10 protein-coding genes are annotated in these 15,846 nt (G+C 65.2%); 9 read left to right on the forward strand and 1 reads right to left on the reverse strand.

All coding sequences use genetic code 11. From position 1 onward, the window contains the following. Positions 1 to 235 precede the first annotated feature (235 nt). Together PSUB009319_RS08655 and PSUB009319_RS08660 are read left to right on the forward strand one after the other, a co-directional pair. Positions 236 to 2,485, forward strand: a complete 2,250-nt coding sequence (locus PSUB009319_RS08655) for a methyl-accepting chemotaxis protein (protein ID WP_124381825.1) — start codon at positions 236 to 238, stop codon at positions 2,483 to 2,485. A gap of 89 nt (positions 2,486 to 2,574) precedes the next feature. Then, positions 2,575 to 8,613, forward strand: coding sequence for an Hpt domain-containing protein (locus PSUB009319_RS08660; RefSeq protein ID WP_124381826.1), 6,039 nt, complete (start codon positions 2,575 to 2,577; stop codon positions 8,611 to 8,613). Between the two features lie 70 nt (positions 8,614 to 8,683). Here the strand turns inward: PSUB009319_RS08660 and PSUB009319_RS08665 are convergent, their stop codons facing one another. After that, entirely contained in the window at positions 8,684 to 10,240 is a 1,557-nt protein-coding gene (locus PSUB009319_RS08665; protein ID WP_124381827.1) for a deoxyribodipyrimidine photo-lyase, read from the reverse strand. Between the two features lie 100 nt (positions 10,241 to 10,340). Here PSUB009319_RS08665 and PSUB009319_RS08670 point away from each other — a divergent pair, with 100 nt between their 5' ends. The 7 genes from PSUB009319_RS08670 (at position 10,341) to PSUB009319_RS08700 (ending at position 15,811) form a co-directional block, all read left to right on the forward strand. Further along, the gene (locus tag PSUB009319_RS08670; RefSeq protein ID WP_124381828.1) at positions 10,341 to 11,090 is read left to right on the forward strand and encodes a pseudouridine synthase; all 750 of its coding nucleotides are present in this window, start codon (positions 10,341 to 10,343) and stop codon (positions 11,088 to 11,090) included. Between the two features lie 98 nt (positions 11,091 to 11,188). After that, positions 11,189 to 11,761, forward strand: a complete 573-nt coding sequence (locus tag PSUB009319_RS08675; protein WP_124381829.1) for a YqgE/AlgH family protein — start codon at positions 11,189 to 11,191, stop codon at positions 11,759 to 11,761. After that, positions 11,754 to 12,197, forward strand: a complete 444-nt coding sequence (ruvX, locus tag PSUB009319_RS08680) for a Holliday junction resolvase RuvX (RefSeq protein ID WP_124381830.1) — start codon at positions 11,754 to 11,756, stop codon at positions 12,195 to 12,197. Before PSUB009319_RS08675 ends, ruvX begins: the two co-directional genes overlap by 8 nt. After that, positions 12,194 to 12,712 carry a bifunctional pyr operon transcriptional regulator/uracil phosphoribosyltransferase PyrR gene (gene pyrR, locus PSUB009319_RS08685; protein WP_124381831.1) on the forward strand — a complete coding sequence of 173 codons (519 nt, stop codon included), beginning with the start codon at positions 12,194 to 12,196 and terminating at the stop codon, positions 12,710 to 12,712. The genes ruvX and pyrR overlap by 4 nt, the downstream gene beginning before the upstream one ends. Positions 12,713 to 12,768: 56 nt before the next feature. After that, the gene (locus PSUB009319_RS08690; RefSeq protein ID WP_065856972.1) at positions 12,769 to 13,740 is read left to right on the forward strand and encodes an aspartate carbamoyltransferase catalytic subunit; all 972 of its coding nucleotides are present in this window, start codon (positions 12,769 to 12,771) and stop codon (positions 13,738 to 13,740) included. A gap of 9 nt (positions 13,741 to 13,749) precedes the next feature. Continuing rightward, positions 13,750 to 15,027 (forward strand): dihydroorotase, encoded by a 1,278-nt coding sequence (locus PSUB009319_RS08695; RefSeq protein ID WP_124381832.1) that lies wholly within the window; start codon positions 13,750 to 13,752, stop codon positions 15,025 to 15,027. Next, entirely contained in the window at positions 15,014 to 15,811 is a 798-nt protein-coding gene (locus PSUB009319_RS08700) for a 1-acyl-sn-glycerol-3-phosphate acyltransferase (protein ID WP_124381833.1), read from the forward strand. The genes PSUB009319_RS08695 and PSUB009319_RS08700 overlap by 14 nt, the downstream gene beginning before the upstream one ends. Positions 15,812 to 15,846: the final 35 nt, after the last annotated feature.

The raw sequence follows: 15,846 nt of genomic DNA on the forward strand, positions 1-15,846 counted from the left end.
AGGCCGCAAGCGCCGTAAAGCAAACAATAAAGATTGGGCACGCCGCAACGGGAGCGGAGTGCGCAGGGGCAAGAGGCGGTGCGTGGCGCGGGCAACAAGGCGCGCCAGGTGTATCGACAGGCACCGCCGAAGGTGCGTACCACGCCGGGTAGAACAATGCGTGGGCGCGGACGGGAAATCATGTCGCCGGTCTCGACAGAACGAGACGGCAGCATCGACACAATAAGAGGGTCCTATGGGGTTCAAGTGGTTCAACGCAGGTCGCCGTGCCGGTGAGGCTGGGGCGCCGGAGGTTGCAGCGGAGGGCGGCGCATCGGCTGCTTCCGTGCAGTTGGCGCAGTTGGACAATGCGCCCCATGTGGATGGCGACAATTCTGCCCGCATTGACGGTGGGTCCACGCAACTGGGCCGCACGCCCATGGATGCCGTGGTCGGCTGGATGGAGCGCGTGCCGTTTGCCGCACAGCAGCGCGTGTTCACGATCGGCCTGCTGGTCGGTCTGCTGGCCCTGCTGATCTCGGTGTACCTGGATAACCGCCAGGCCAACAACGGTTCGGTGCAGATTGAAATTGCCGGTGACACGCTGATGCACTCGCAGCGTTTGGCCAAGGCGGTGCCCGTGGCATTGCTGGGTAACGCCAACGCATTTGCGCAGCTCAAGGAAAGCCGCGCGCGCCTGCAGGAAAACCTCGAAGCGCTGAAGAACGGCAACGCCGAGCGTGGCGTGCGTGCCTCCGGCGGCGAGGCCGAAGCGCTGCTCGACAAGTCGATCGAAGAGTGGAAGCGCAGCGACAAGAGCGCCCAGGCCATTCTGGCGCAGGAAAAAACGCTGGTGGCCGTGGGTAAGACGCTGAACGTGTTCAACGCGTCCAACCCTGAACTGCTGGAAGAAGCCGAGCAGATTTCGTCGATGAAGCTGCAGACCAACGCACCGGCCCGTGAAGTTGCGGCATCCTCGCAGCTGGTGATGTTGACGCAGCGTCTGGGTAAGAACATGAACGAGTTCCTGGCCGGCGAAGGCGTGAACCCGGAAACCGCGTTCCTGCTCGGTAAGGACACCAACACCTTCCGCGAAACCCTGAACGGCCTGCTCAACGGCTCCGAAGCGCTGCGCCTGTCGGCCGCCACCGATGCCGAGACCAAGGGCTATCTGCAAGAGCTGTCGACCCGCTTCGACAACGTGCAGAAGACCACGCAGATCATTCTTGAAAACCTGCCGGGCCTGATTGCCGCAAAGCGCGCCCAGCAACAGATCTTCAATGACAACGAAAAGCTGCGGGCCGACCTGTCGGACCTGCAATCTTCCTATGCGAGCAGCGTGCGTAGCCGTCCGGTGACGCTCGGTGCGGTGGTGCTGTCGGCCATCCTGACCGTGGTCTGCCTGGCCGGCCTCGCCGCCCTGTACCTGCGCGATTCGCGCGTGCGTACGATGGAAGCAGAAGCCCGTCAGCGTGAAGCAGAAGAACGCCGGATGGTGGAAAAGCGCAACAACGACAACACCCAGGCGGCAATTCTGCGGCTGATGAACGAACTGCAGGACATTGCAGACGGTGACTTGACCAAGCAGGCCACCGTGTCGGAAGACATTACCGGTGCCATTGCCGACTCGGTGAACTACACCGTGGAAGAACTGCGCGAGCTGGTTGGCCGGGTGCAGCAGACGGCCGAGCAGGTGACGCAGGCATCGTCGGCGGTGGCCGTGACGTCCGAAGGTCTGGTGGCCGCATCGGAAGAACAGTCCCGCCAGATTCGGCAGACCGGTCAGTCGGTGGTGGAGATGGCGGATCGCATTACGCAGGTCTCGCGTGGCGCTGCTGAATCGGCCAACGTGGCACGCGCCTCGCTGGCTGCTGCCGAGCAAGGTCAGCAGGCGGTGCAGAACGCCATCACGGGCATGAACGATATCCGTGACCAGATTCAGGAAACCTCGAAGCGGATCAAGCGCCTGGGCGAATCGTCGCAGGAGATTGGGGAAATCGTTGAGCTGATCTCGGACATTACCGAGCAGACCAACGTGCTGGCACTGAACGCTGCCATTCAGGCGGCATCCGCTGGTGAAGCTGGCCGCGGCTTCTCGGTGGTGGCAGAGGAAGTGCAGCGCCTGGCAGAACGTTCCGCCGAGGCAGCCAAGCAGATCGGCGCGCTGATCCGCACGATTCAGACCGATACGCAAGACGCGGTGCACGCTATGGAGCGCAGCACGGCGGGTGTGGTGGAAGGGGCGAAGCTGTCCGATAACGCCGGTGCGGCACTGGTGGAGATCGGCCGCGTGTCGCGCCAGCTTGCTGAACTGATTGAAAGCATTTCGCAGACGACATCGCACGAAGCTACGCTGGCATCCGACGTGGCGCAGAACATCGAACAGATTCTGCACATCACGGAACAGACGTCGACCGGTACGCGACAGACCGCGCAGTCGGTGCGCCAGCTTACGCAGCTTGCCGAAGAGCTGCGTGATTCGGTTGCACGGTTCCGCATCGCGTAATCCTTACACCGACGTCACCACTGGATTTCGGGCGGGAACGCCAAGGGGGGCAACCCAGGGCAACCGCCACCTGCTTTTTGGAAGCACACATGCGTCATCAATCTTCCGCCCAGCCCGAATCCGCTTCTCTGGAAGCGGTTGGAGCCCTTGTGGTGCGCCCGAAGTCTGTCGTGCCCGCGCGTGATCTTTCTGCGCTGGCTTGGGTGGCGCCCAATATGCGCGCCGCACTGGACGACGCCGTGCGCGAGTTCGGCGAATACACGGCCGATGTCATCGCCAACCCGGAAGTCATCGGTGCGCGCGATACGACGTCGCTGCGCTTGGCTGGCCAGTATCTGCACCAGGCGGCCGGCGCGCTGCTGATCGTCGGCCTGCGTGGTGTCGATGTGTATTGCCAGGCCGCCAAACGCCTGCTCGAAGCGGTTGATGCGGGCACCGTAGCTGCTGATGTGCAGACGCTGGACGTGCTCTCGCGCGCCGTGCAGGCACTGCAGGAATACGTGGTCGATCTGATGGCCGGCATGGCTGAAGAGCCGCTGCGCCTGTTCCAACCGTATCAAACCGTGCTCGCCCGCCTGGGCGAAGAGCGTATTCACCCGGCCGACTTGTGGGCCGATGAGCTGCGCCACCTGCCGGCGCTGCTGCTGCCCTCGCGCGACTTGCCGGGGCTGGCGCGCCTGCGCCGCAAGTTCGAACTCGCGCTGCTGACTGCCTTGCGTGCGCCATCCAGCGCACCGGCATCCAATGCCGACGGTGCGCAGGTCGATCCGTCCGCCGCTGCCGCCGCCTACGCGCCGCTGGAAAAACTGTTGCACGGTATTCGTGCTCTTGAGCGCGAACCGCGCCGCACCGGCGACGATCTGCAGCGCGATCTGTGGCTTGTGCTGGCACTGACTTTTGGCGCACTGCGTGCCGGCCTGGTGCCGGCCGACATGACTGCCAAGCGCCTGGCCGCGCGTGTCAACCTGCTGCTGCGCCAGTACTCGCACAACAACGTTCACCTGCCTCAAGGCCTGCTGACCGACGCGCTGTATCTGCTGGCCGGCATGGCCTACAGCAATGCGCCCGCAGTGCCCGTGGGTGACGACACGCTGGGCCCGGACATCGTTGCCTGCGTGCAGGCCTTTGCGATTCCGCCTACGCACGCACCGGCCGGCGCATTGCACACGCGCCAGTACTACGCGCTGCTGCCGACAGACACCAGCGACACGCTGCAGCGTGTTGGCCGCGCGCTCGAAGCACTCAGCCAACAACCCGCACCCGCCGCAGACGAACTTGACGCCGCACTGCAGACGCTCGCGCTGCACGCCGATGCGCTGGGCCAGCCGGCCTTGTCCGACCTGTCGAACCGCCTGACGGAAGCTGGAGTGCAGGACGTTGCGCCCACGCTGCAGTTCCTCTCGCGCATGCTGGCCCGCCCGTGGGCGCTGCATGGCGAATCCGGCGACCTGCGCAGCGCGTGGTTTGCCGCCCGCTGCAGTGAACTGGCCGAACACGCACGCGCCACGCAAGACGGTCACGCGGTGCCTGCGCCCGCATGGCTCATGCTGCTGGCCGAGGAAACCGCACAACGCCGCACGCGCGCCGAGCAGGTCCGCGCGCTGCAAACGCTGCTGGCCTCAGCCGAAACGCACCTCGATGCCTTCGAGCGCGAAGGTGAGGAGAGTGGTGGCCTGCACGAAGCCGCCCGCCTGTTTGGCGAGATGCAGAGTGCCTTTGCCGCGCTCGACACCTACGAGGCCGTGCACGCCACCGAAGCCGCGCAATCAACCATCGCCGCGCTGCAAGCCGCGGACGCAGGCGCGGCGGCTGATCGTGAACGCTACCTGGCCGCGCTGGCCGCCAACGTCAGCGGTCTGCAGGCTCTGCTCGACGCGCTGTCAGCCGGCACCGAGCTGACCGGCGGCCAGGTCGACGAGATCATCATCGAAGCCCAACTGACGCCGACCGAGCGTGAAACTGCGTGGCGCGAGTTCGCCTTCGATTCTGAATCCGGCATGCTGGCCCGCCGCGAGCCGCAATCTGAAGCGCAAGCCGGCGCAGACATCGCCAATGCCGATGCAGCGTCGCCGCTGCAATCGCTGCTGGACCGCCTGCTGGCCAAGCAGCCGGTTGACTCGACTGATCCGCTGGCGGCCGAACTGCGCACCACGCTGCAAGAAGCGCGTGATGCCGCCGCCATTGACGATGATCCGGCACGCCGCCGCCGTTTGGAAGAGGCGCTGGCCCAGTTCGACGCATGGCAGGTTGGCAGCCCCGGCGCGCTTGAGCGCATGCAGGCCGCATTGGCGGCACCGGCTGCCGTGCCTGCCGCTGCCATTGCACCGGTACCGGCTGCCGTGCGGGATACCCAATCGATCGATGCCGAGCTGCTCGACATCTTCCTGTCTGAAGCCGAAGAAGTGCTGGCCGGTGTGCGCGCCGATCTGCATGGCCTGCAAGCCGCTGCCGATATGGGCACGGGCGGGCTGGCTGCAGGCTCTGACCTGGACCTGCTCACGCAACTGCGCCGCGCGTTCCACACGCTCAAGGGCTCGGGCCGCATGGTTGGCCTCACGCGTTATGGCGAGGCAGCCTGGGCCATCGAGCAAGTGATGAACGTGTGGTTGGCCGAGAGCCGTGTGCCGACGCACGACCTGGCTGCGTTGCTGGCGCGTGCCGAGTCCGAACTGTCGACTTGGGCTGCTGCCATTGCGCAATCGCCGCAGGCCGATCACGCCATCGAACCGCTGGTCGCCGCCGCCGAGCGCGTGCGCCACGGTGGTCCGTTCGTGTGGCTGGAGGCCATGGCTGAAGTGCCAGCACCTGCCGAACACGCAGAACAGGACGCACCGGCAGCGGAAACCACATCGCACGACGCGAGCGCCGTGCAGCCGATGGCGCTGGCAGCGACCGATGGGCCCGTGGCAGAAACGGAACAAGCCGTCGCGCTCACGTGGGATGACGAACCCGCGTTGCCAGAAGTCGAAGCGCCGATGCCCGAGGCAATCGCTCCGGTGGCCGAGCCTGCCGCAGTCGAGCCGCTTGCCGAGCCCATCGAGGAAGTCATTGCGCAAACCGCAGCCGAGCTGGTTGGTGACGATGCCGATGCCAAGGTGATCCCATTCCCATTCGCCCAGACTGGCGAGCCCGAGGAAGCACCGCACGACGACGGCGTGAAGGAGATCGGCCCGGTTCGCATCAGCGTGGCGCTGTACAACGTCTATCTGCAGGAAGCCGATGATCTGATCCGCCGTCTGGGCGTGGATTTCTCGGAGTGGCGGCACGAAGGCCGCACGCCGCCGAGCGAGCTGGCCCTGCGCGCCGCGCACACGCTGCAAGGCAGCTCCGCCGTGGTCGAACTGGAGCCGGTGCGCCAGTTGGCCGCCGCGCTGGAGCAAGTGCTGCTGAACCTGAACAGCCGCCCGGTGGCGATGCATCCGGGTGACTTCCGCCTGCTTGATCAAGCCATCGAGCGTATGCGCGGCATGCTGCATCAGTTTGCCGCCAGCCTCTGGCCGGACGCCGACGAGCCGCTGCGCCGCAGCCTGGACGAACTGTGCGAGCGCCTGCTGGTGCGCCCACGCCTGCCGCTGGAGCCTGCGCCGGCCGCCTTTACGGACGCCGAGCGGGCCGAAAACCAACCCGCCGGCGTGGCTGGCGAGCCTGGGTTTGAGCCCACCGCAATCACGCCAACGTTCGTGCCGGCACTGGCGCCCGTGCATGCGTCGCCGATCGCCGAACCGGCGGTGGGTGAACTGGTTCGCCAGGCACCTGCCGACGCGCTCGACCCTGCGCTGCTGGAAATCTTCCTGGAAGAAGCGCACGTTGCGCTGCCAGAACTCGGCCAGCACCTGCGCGCGTGGGAAGCCGCGCCGCAAGACCGCAATGCCGCCGGCCTGCTGCTGCGCAACCTGCACACCGTCAAGGGCAGCGCGCGCATGGCTGGCGCCATGACGCTGGGCCAGGCCGCGCACGAAATGGAAAGCGCCATTGAGGGTGGCCTGCGCCAGAACCGCGTGGACGACGTGCTGTTCCGCAAGCTCTACGTCTGGTTCGACCGCATCCAGGCACACGTCGATGCACTTGGCGCGGGCAACCTGTTGCCGCTGGATGCCGGTCTTGCCGATGCTGCCGACGCGCAGCAAGCGGCCACCGACGTGCAGGCATCGTCCGGCGCCTCAATGCTGCCGGCCGTGGCGGCATCGGCGGGCGTCGACCTGACCGGCACGCGCAGCCCCGAAGCCGAAGCGCTGGAAGTGGCCGAACGCCAGCGCGCGATGGTGCGCGTGCAGGCGCGCGCGCTTGATTCGCTCATCAACGATGCGGGCGAAGTTGGCGCCGCCCGTGCGCGTCTCGAGTCGGAAGTCGATGCGCTCAAGACCTATCTGTCGGAACTGAACGACAACGTGGCGCGTTTGCGCTCGCAGGTGCGCGAGATCGAAATCCAGGCCGAAACGCAGATGGAGTCGCGCATTGCCGATGCGGCCGCGCACGACGAATCGTTCGATCCGCTGGAATTCGACCGCTTCACGCGCCTGCAGGAACTCACGCGAATGATGGCCGAATCCGTCAATGACGTGGCCACGGTGCAGCAGAACTTGTTCCGCGGTTTCGATCAGGCATCGCTCGATCTGGAAACGCAGGCACGCCTCACGCGCGGCCTGCAGCGCAGCCTGATGCGTGCGCGCATGGTGCAGTTCGATACCGTGGCCGACCGCTTGTATCGCGTGGCGCGTCAGGCGGCGTCGGAAACCGGCAAGGAAGTCCGACTGTTCATCAAGGGCGGTACGGTGGAATTGGATCGCAGCGTGCTGGACCGCATGGGCGGCCCGCTGGAGCACATGATCCGCAACGCCGTCGCGCACGGCATTGAATCTGCCGACGATCGACGCGCCAAAGGCAAGGCACCCGCTGGCGAACTTACGCTGGAAGTGCAGCAGGAAGGTAATGAAGTCGTGCTGCACTTCGTGGACGACGGCGCGGGTCTGAACCTCGACCGCATCCGCGCCCGCGCACTCGAGCGCCAACTGCTGGCCGCCGACGAAGACGCCAGCGACGCGCGCCTCACAGAGATGATCTTCACGCCGGGCTTCTCCACCGCCGACCAGGTGTCGGAGCTGGCCGGCCGTGGCGTGGGCATGGACGTGGTGCGTGCCGAGACCGTGGCCCTGGGCGGCCGGATTTCGCTGCAGACCACGCCGGAAGTCGGCACGCGTTTCACCATCCACCTGCCGCTGACCACCGCCATTACGCAGGTGCTGCTGGTGCGCGTGAGCGAGCGTGTGTATGCGATTCCGTCGGGCATGATCGACCACGTCCAGCAACTGCGTCCGCAGGCGCTGGCCGAGGCGTACAACGCGGCCGCGCTGCAATTGCCGACGGGCCCGGTGCCGTTCCACTACTTTGGTGTGTTGCTTGAAGAAGCGGCGTCTGTCACGGGCGGCCGCAAGTACTCGCCGGCCGTGGTGGTGCGCAACGGCGCAGACCGCGCCGCCGTGCATGTGGACGAAGTGATCGGCAACCGCGAAGTGGTGGTCAAGCACATCGGCCCGCACCTTGCACGCCTGGAGGGTATTGCCGGGGCGACCACGCTGGGCGATGGCGAAATCGTACTGATCTACAACCCCGTGGTGCTCACGCAGCGCTTCGAGCGCGAAGCCGCCGCGCGCGGGCTGTCCGATCAGGAGGCGACAGGCGCCGTGGCCGAGCTGCACCGCGATGGCAGCACCGACGCCGTGCCGGGTCTGGCGACGCAGCCGATCGTCATGGTGGTCGACGATTCGCTCACGGTGCGCAAGGTCACGCAGCGTCTGCTCACGCGCTCCGGCTATCAGGCCGTGCTCGCGCGCGACGGTGTGGATGCGCTGCGTCAACTGCAGGAAGTCACGCCCGACGCGATGCTCGTCGACATCGAAATGCCGCACATGGACGGTTTCGATCTCACGCGCAACGTGCGTGCAGACGAACGTATTGGCGCCACGCCGATCATCATGATCACCTCGCGTACGGCGGATAAGCACCGCCGCTACGCTGCGGAGATTGGCGTGAACGTCTACCTGGGCAAGCCGTACAACGAAGAGGAGCTGCTGCGGCATCTGCGCAACCTCATCGGCGAACGCGCACCGGCGGCGGCCAACGCAGGCTGACGACGCGCTTCGCAAAAACAACGACGGGCCGGTGTTCTACCGGCCCGTTGCCTTTGGTGCGTAGCAATCTTTAATCGTCGTGACTGGTCTTGCGCATTGCCGCTGCCTCGGCACCCGACGTGCGATGCGCCTTGGTAACGGCATAGCGGTCGAGCGTCGCCGCGCGTGCGCCGGCATGGTCGACGATGGGCAACGGGTAGGCCTCGCCCAGCACGATGCCCGCTTCCTTCAACACGCCAGCCGGGGCCGTCCACGGCGCATGGATGTACTTGTCGGGTAGCTTCGCCAACTGCGGCAGATATCTGCGGATGAAGCGACCCTGCGGATCGAACTTCTCCGATTGCGTGACCGGGTTGAAGATGCGGAACCACGGCTGCGCATCGCACCCGCTGGAGGCCGCCCATTGCCAACCACCGTTGTTGGCGGCGAAATCGAAATCGTTGAGCACGTCGGCAAAGTACTGCTCGCCGCGTCGCCAGTCGATGCCCAAGTCTTTGATGAGAAAGCTGGCAGCCACCATGCGCAGGCGGTTGTGCATATAGCCGCTCTGGAAGATCTGTAGCATGGCCGCATCGACGAGCGGGTACCCCGTGTGTGCAGCCTTCCATGCTTCGAAGCGCGCGTCGCCGGTGTCGCCGTCCACCCAGCGGATGCGGTCGAATTCCGGATGGAAGGATGCACCATCCGCTAGATCCGGACGGTGGTGCAGGATCATGAAATAGAAGTCGCGCCAGACCAGCTCCGACAGCCATGTGGCCGCGCCCCGGCTGCCGCGCAGCATGGCGGCGTGCGCGCGCGCTGCAAGCGTGCGGATCGAGACCGTGCCAAAGCGCAGATGTGTCGAGAGATAGCTCGGCCCGCGCACGGCGGGAAAGTCACGGCGCGCGTGGTAGTCATCCATGCGCGCTTCAAACTCGTCCAGCAGCGCTTCGCCGCCCGACATCCCGGTCGGCAGGGAGATTTCTGAGAGGTTTGAACGAGCGAAGCCCATCGCTTCCAGCGTTGGCGTGGCATGCGCAAGCGCGTGCGGCGGTTTGGCCAGCGCGCCGAAGTGGGGCTCTGTCGGATATGCACGCAGGTCGAAGGGCGTGAGCGCGGCCAGCCATGCGTTCTTGTAAGGCGTGAAGACGCCATACGGTTTGCCTTGGCCATTGAGAATTTCGTCGCGCTCGAAGATCACCTGGTCTTTGAAGTCGAACCATGCGCATGGTTGCTGCGCGAGCGCCTTGCGCACCGCTTCATCGCGGGCCTGCGCAGAAGGTTCTTCGTCATGGTTGGCGAAGACGGCTTCGACGTTGAGCTGGCGTGCGATGTCGGGAATCGCACGGCGCGGGTGATCGTGCACGACGATCAGATCGCCGCCGGCCTCGCGCAGGGCGTTGCGCAATTCCTCGATGGATGCACGGATGAACTCGATGCGGCGGTCGGCCTTGAGCCCGCGCGCCAGCAGTGCGTCGAGGATGTCGCGGTCGAACACGAATACGCAATAGACCTGGCGGCAGTGGCGCAGGGCATAATGCAGCGCCGCGTGATCAACGTGCCGCAGATCGCGTCGGAACCACACAAGCCCCCGCTGGAAATGCGCTCCGACGGTGTAGGGCTGGCGGGTTCCGGTGGTGGGCGGCATCGGGTGTTGTTGGCTGATCTTGAGATTGGCCGAGCGTATAACAAAAACCCGGCAAAAATCCGCAAAAATCGCGCCGCATTTCCTTTTTCACGTTGTTGTCATGGCTGATTCCTCTGCTCGTCTTCCGCTGTATCGCATCCTGCAATCCCAGGGCTTCGGCACACGCCGTTATTGCAAAGACCTCGTGCTCGCGGGTCTGGTGTTCATCAACGGCGTGGAGATGGAAAGCCCCGATGCGCTGGTCGATACCGCCGGATTGGTACTCGATGTGGACGGCGAGCGCTGGGTGTATCACGCACGCGCCTATCTGATGCTCAACAAGCCGGCCGGCGTGGAGTGCTCGCAAAAACCGAAGCATCACCCGAGCGTGTACACGCTGCTGCCGGTGCCGCTGCGTGAGCGCGCGGTGCAATGTGTCGGTCGGCTCGACCAGGACACTACGGGCCTGCTGCTGCTCACCGATGACGGCCAGTTCGTTCACACCGTCACCAGCCCGCGCCACCAGGTGCCCAAGGTGTACGAAATCACCACCGCCGAGCCCGTGACCGACGCGCAGATCGCCCAGTTGTGCGCCGGCGTGCTGTTGGCTGACGAGAATGAAAACGTTGCCGCCGCTTGGGGCCAGCGCGTGGACACGCACCACCTGCGCATGGCACTCACGCAGGGCAAATACCATCAGGTGAAACGCATGGTGGCCGCCGCCGGCAACCACGTGGTCGGACTGCACCGCAGCGCCATCGGCGGCTTGTCGCTCGAGGGTCTGGCGCCGGGCGAATGGCGTTGGCTGGAAGCCGCTGATCTGGAGGCGCTGAACACCACGCCGCCGCACGCTGCCGGGGCGAGTGCTTAAAGCGCCACAATGCGCCACCTCCAAAAAACCTTGCGCCGAAGGCAGATTCCTCCAAATGAAAGGGGCAGCGGCCGGGGGCTTTTGGTAAACTAGCCCCCATGGCCTCGCCGGACGCACCTATCAATCTCACGAATCAGTTCCTGATCGCTATGCCCGGCATGGCGGATTCCACGTTTTCGGGCACGGTCGTGTACATGTGCGAGCACAACGAGCGCGGCGCGCTCGGTCTCGTTATTAACCGCCCCATCGACATCGACTTGGCGACGTTGTTCGACAAGATCGACCTGAAGCTCGAAATCCACCCCCTCGCAGAACAATCCGTGTATTACGGCGGCCCGGTGCAGACCGAGCGCGGCTTTGTGCTGCATGACGCCACTGGCACGTATTCGTCGTCGCTGGCGGTGCCGGGCGGGCTGGAAATGACCACCTCGAAAGATGTGCTGGAAGCCGTCGCCCAAGGTGGCGGCCCGCATCGGTTCATCCTGACCCTCGGGTATGCCGGTTGGAGCGCCGGTCAGTTGGAAGAAGAAATCAGCCGCAACGGCTGGCTGACTGTCCAGGCCGATCCCGCAATCATCTTCAATGTGCCTGCCGAAGAGCGGTTTGCTGCTGCGCTGAACCTGCTCGGCATCAACCCCGCCATGCTGTCGGGCGAGGCAGGGCATGCCTGAGCCCGCATCGTCGACGGGTCCGGCCACTGCTTCCGTGCCCGCTGAAGGCACCTTGCTGGCATTCGATTACGGCGAAAAGCGCATCGGCGTGGCGCTTGGCAACTCCATTACGCGCTCGGCGCGGGCGCTGGAGACCATCCCCAACCGCTCGGTCGATTTCCGTTTCGAGCAGATCACGCGGCTGATCAAAGAATGGCAGCCCGTTGGTTTCGTGGTCGGCATGCCCGTCCACCCCGACGGCGACGAGCAGCCGATGATCAAGCTCGCCAAACGCTTCGGCAATCAATTGCATGGCCGCTATGGCCTGCCGGTCACCTGGGTGGACGAGCGCTATTCGTCGATCGCCGCACAGGATGCCGGTGCCTCCGACGATGTGCTCGACGCTGAAGCCGCGCGCATCATCCTCCAACAGTTCTTCGACGAATCACACGCATGACATCGCAACAGATCGATGCCGAGGCGCTGTATCAGAGCCTCGTTGCACAACTGCGCACGCGGATGGCCGATGGCCATGCCTGGTCGGTGGCCGGCATTGTCAGCGGCGGCGCGTGGATCGCCAAGCGTCTGGCGCATGACTTGGGCCTGCCGGAATACGGCGTCGTCAACGTCGCCATGCACCGCGACGACTATGCGAAGAAAGGCCTGCACGCCAAGGCGCAGCCAACCACGCTGCCGTACGATGTGAACGAGCGCCGCATCCTGCTGGTGGACGACGTGCTGGCCAGCGGCCGCACCATCCGTGCGGCCATCAATGAACTATTCGACTACGGCCGCCCGGCCGCGGTGGAACTGGCTGTGCTGGTTGACCGTGGCGAGCGCCAGTTGCCGGTGGCTCCGGATTACATCGGCGAGTGCATCGCGCTGCCCGCCAATGAGTCGCTCGTGCTGAGCGAATCCGGCGAAGGCGCCTCTACACGCTTTACCTTCACGCGCGAGCCCAAGGGTGCCTGAGCTCGCGCGCTGCATTGCTTTCGCTTTGACCTGACCTCGTCGCCTTTCGTCTCTCCATGCCCAAGACTTTCGCCAACCCGCAGCTCACGAAAAACGGCGAGCTCAAGCACCTGCTGTCGATCGAGGGGCTGTCGCGCGACATCCTCACGCACGTGCTGGACACCGCGCAGCAGTTCGTCTCCGTGTCGGATTCCGATCGCGAGGTGAAGAAGGTGCCGCTGCTGCGCGGCAAGAGCGTGTTCAACCTGTTCTTCGAAAACTCCACGCGCACGCGCACCACGTTCGAGATTGCGGCCAAGCGGCTGTCGGCGGACGTGATCAACCTGAACATCAATGCGTCGTCCACCAGCAAGGGCGAGTCGCTGCTCGACACGATCAACAACCTGTCAGCCATGCAGGCGGACATGTTTGTCGTGCGCCACGCCAGCTCGGGCGCGCCCTACCTGATTGCCGAACACGTCGCGCCGCACGTGCACGTGATCAACGCAGGCGATGGCCGCCATGCGCACCCCACGCAGGGGCTGCTCGACATGTACACCATCCGCCACTACAAGAAAGATTTCTCCAACCTGACGGTGGCGATCGTTGGTGACATCCTGCACTCGCGCGTGGCGCGTTCCGACATCCATGCGTTGACGACGCTGGGCTGTGCCGAGGTGCGCGCCATCGGCCCGCGTACGTTGCTGCCGGGCGGCCTGGAGCACATGGGCGTGCGCGTCTTCCACAACATGGAAGAGGGTCTTAAGGGCGTGGACGTGGTCATCATGCTGCGCCTGCAGAACGAGCGCATGAGCGGCGCGCTGCTGCCGTCTGCGCAGGAATACTTCAAAGCCTACGGCCTCACGCAGGAGCGTCTGGCGTTGGCCAAGCCGGACGCCATTGTCATGCACCCGGGCCCGATGAACCGCGGCGTGGAGATCGACTCCGCCGTGGCCGACGGCGTGCAATCGGTGATCCTGAATCAAGTGACGTTCGGCATTGCTGTGCGGATGGCCGTCATGGGTATCGTGGCTGGCAACAACGACTAAGACTGACCGATGAAACTGCATATCAAAGGTGGCCGCCTGATCGACCCGGCCAACGGCATCGACGCGCAACAGGATCTGTACATCGCTGCGGGCAAGGTGGTCGGTGTCGGCCACGCGCCGGCGGATTTCCATGCCAACAAGACGGTCGATGCGACGGGCCTGATCGTCTGCCCCGGCCTGATCGACTTGTCCGCCCGCCTGCGCGAGCCGGGCTACGAGTACAAGGCAACGCTCGAATCGGAGATGGCGGCGGCGATGGCCGGGGGCGTGACCTCGCTGGTGTGCCCGCCGGATACCGACCCGGTGCTGGACGAGCCCGGTCTGGTGGAGATGCTCAAGTTCCGCGCGCGCAACCTGAACCAAGCGCACGTGTATCCGCTGGGCGCGCTGACTGTCGGCCTGAAGGGTTCGGTGCTGACCGAGATGGCCGAACTGACCGAATCCGGCTGCGTCGGTTTCTCGCAAGCTGACGCGCCAATGGCCGATACGCAGGTGCTGATGCGCGCCCTGCAGTACGCGCAGACCTTCGGCTTTACCGTCTGGCTGCGTCCGGAAGACCCATACCTGGGCAAAGGCGGGGTGGCAGCAAGTGGCCCGCTGGCGTCGCGCATGGGCCTGTCGGGCGTGCCCGTGATTGCGGAAACCGTGCGCCTGCACACCATCTTCGAACTGATCCGCAGCACCGGCGCGCGTGTGCACCTGTGCCGCCTGTCGTCGGCTGCCGGTATCGACCTCGTGCGCCGTGCCAAGGCCGAGGGCTTGCCGGTCACGTGCGACGTGAACGTCCACCATATCTCGCTGACCGACGTCGACATCGGCTACTTCAATTCGCAGATGCGCTTCGTTCCGCCACTGCGCTCGGGCCGCGACCGTGATGGCATCGTGCGCGCGCTGGCCGACGGCACCATCGACGCGATCTGCTCCGACCACACCCCGGTGGACGACGACGAGAAGCTGCTGCCGTTTGCCGAGGCCACGCCCGGTGCAACCGGTCTTGAAACCCTGCTGCCGCTGACGCTGCGCTGGGCCGCCGAGTATCAGGTCGAGTTGTCGAAGGCGCTGGCGCGCATCACCAGCGAACCGGCACGCGTGCTGGGCCTGCAGGCGGGCTCGCTGGAAGTGGGCGCGATGGCCGATGTGTGCGTGTTCGATCCGGACGCGACCTGGAAGCTGGAGCCGCGCACCCTGCGCAGCCAAGGCAAGAACTCGCCGTACCTGGGCTTCGAACTCGCTGGTCGCGTGCGCGCCACGATGGTTGCCGGCCACCTTGCCTATGACGGGCATTGACCAGCGCGTGGAAAGCGCCGCCGCCGAGGTAAGCCCGCCGCAGCGCAAGCAGGTGTTGCGCAAGCTGCGCTTGCTCGTGCATTTGGCCGAGGGCCTTACCACGTGTGCGTTGCTGTTCTGGTGGATTGGGCCGAAGCGCAAGCAGGCGCTGATCCAACGTTGGTCGCGCAAGTTGCTGGCGCTGTTTCGCGTCTCGCTCGTCGTGCACGGTGAGCGGGTCGGGAGCAAAGAGTTGGCCGGGTCGATGCTGGTGTCTAACCACGTGTCGTGGATCGACATCTACGCGATCAACAGTTGGCATCCGCCGCGCTTTGTCGCTAAATCGGAAATCCGTAGCTGGCCGGTGATCGGTTGGCTGTGCGCGCAGACCGGTGTGCTGTTTGTCGAGCGTGCCCGCAAGCGCGATGCGCATCGCATCATGCACGTCATCGCCGATGCAATGCGCGGTGGAGACGCCATCTGCGTGTTTCCCGAGGGGACGACGTCGGATGGGCTCCAACTGCTGCCGTTTCATGCCAACCTGTTTCAGGCGCCGGTCAGCGCTGGCGCACCGATCCGCCCGCTGGCGCTGCGCTATCGCGTTGCGGCCACGGGCGAGCTGACGACCATTCCCGCGTATATCGGTGATCTGTCGATGATGGACACGATCAACGCCATGCTGAACGGGCCGCCGTTGGTCGTGGAAGTGTTGGTGGGCCCCGCCGTGGCTCCGGAGATGGATCGCCGTGCGCTGGCCGCACATAGCCAGGAAGCCGTTGCCGCGCTGATCGAGCGCGCGGGCTAAGAGCTGCCGACTACTTCTTATGTGCGGCCGCTCGA

This window comes from Ralstonia sp. SET104, assembly GCF_003851545.1.
Taxonomy (GTDB): domain Bacteria; phylum Pseudomonadota; class Gammaproteobacteria; order Burkholderiales; family Burkholderiaceae; genus Ralstonia.

What these genes read in the sequence shown, in the direction of transcription:
- PSUB009319_RS08655 (WP_124381825.1), top strand. Translation starts at nt 236, where the DNA reads ATGGGGTTCAAGTGGTTCAACGCAGGTCGCCGTGCCGGTGAGGCTGGG.
- PSUB009319_RS08670 (WP_124381828.1), top strand. Translation starts at nt 10,341, where the DNA reads ATGGCTGATTCCTCTGCTCGTCTTCCGCTGTATCGCATCCTGCAATCC.
- PSUB009319_RS08660 (WP_124381826.1), top strand. Translation starts at nt 2,575, where the DNA reads ATGCGTCATCAATCTTCCGCCCAGCCCGAATCCGCTTCTCTGGAAGCG.
- PSUB009319_RS08690 (WP_065856972.1), top strand. Translation starts at nt 12,769, where the DNA reads ATGCCCAAGACTTTCGCCAACCCGCAGCTCACGAAAAACGGCGAGCTC.
- PSUB009319_RS08665 (WP_124381827.1), bottom strand. Translation starts at nt 10,240, where the DNA reads ATGCCGCCCACCACCGGAACCCGCCAGCCCTACACCGTCGGAGCGCAT.
- PSUB009319_RS08700 (WP_124381833.1), top strand. Translation starts at nt 15,014, where the DNA reads ATGACGGGCATTGACCAGCGCGTGGAAAGCGCCGCCGCCGAGGTAAGC.
- PSUB009319_RS08675 (WP_124381829.1), top strand. Translation starts at nt 11,189, where the DNA reads ATGGCCTCGCCGGACGCACCTATCAATCTCACGAATCAGTTCCTGATC.
- PSUB009319_RS08695 (WP_124381832.1), top strand. Translation starts at nt 13,750, where the DNA reads ATGAAACTGCATATCAAAGGTGGCCGCCTGATCGACCCGGCCAACGGC.
- ruvX (WP_124381830.1), top strand. Translation starts at nt 11,754, where the DNA reads ATGCCTGAGCCCGCATCGTCGACGGGTCCGGCCACTGCTTCCGTGCCC.
- pyrR (WP_124381831.1), top strand. Translation starts at nt 12,194, where the DNA reads ATGACATCGCAACAGATCGATGCCGAGGCGCTGTATCAGAGCCTCGTT.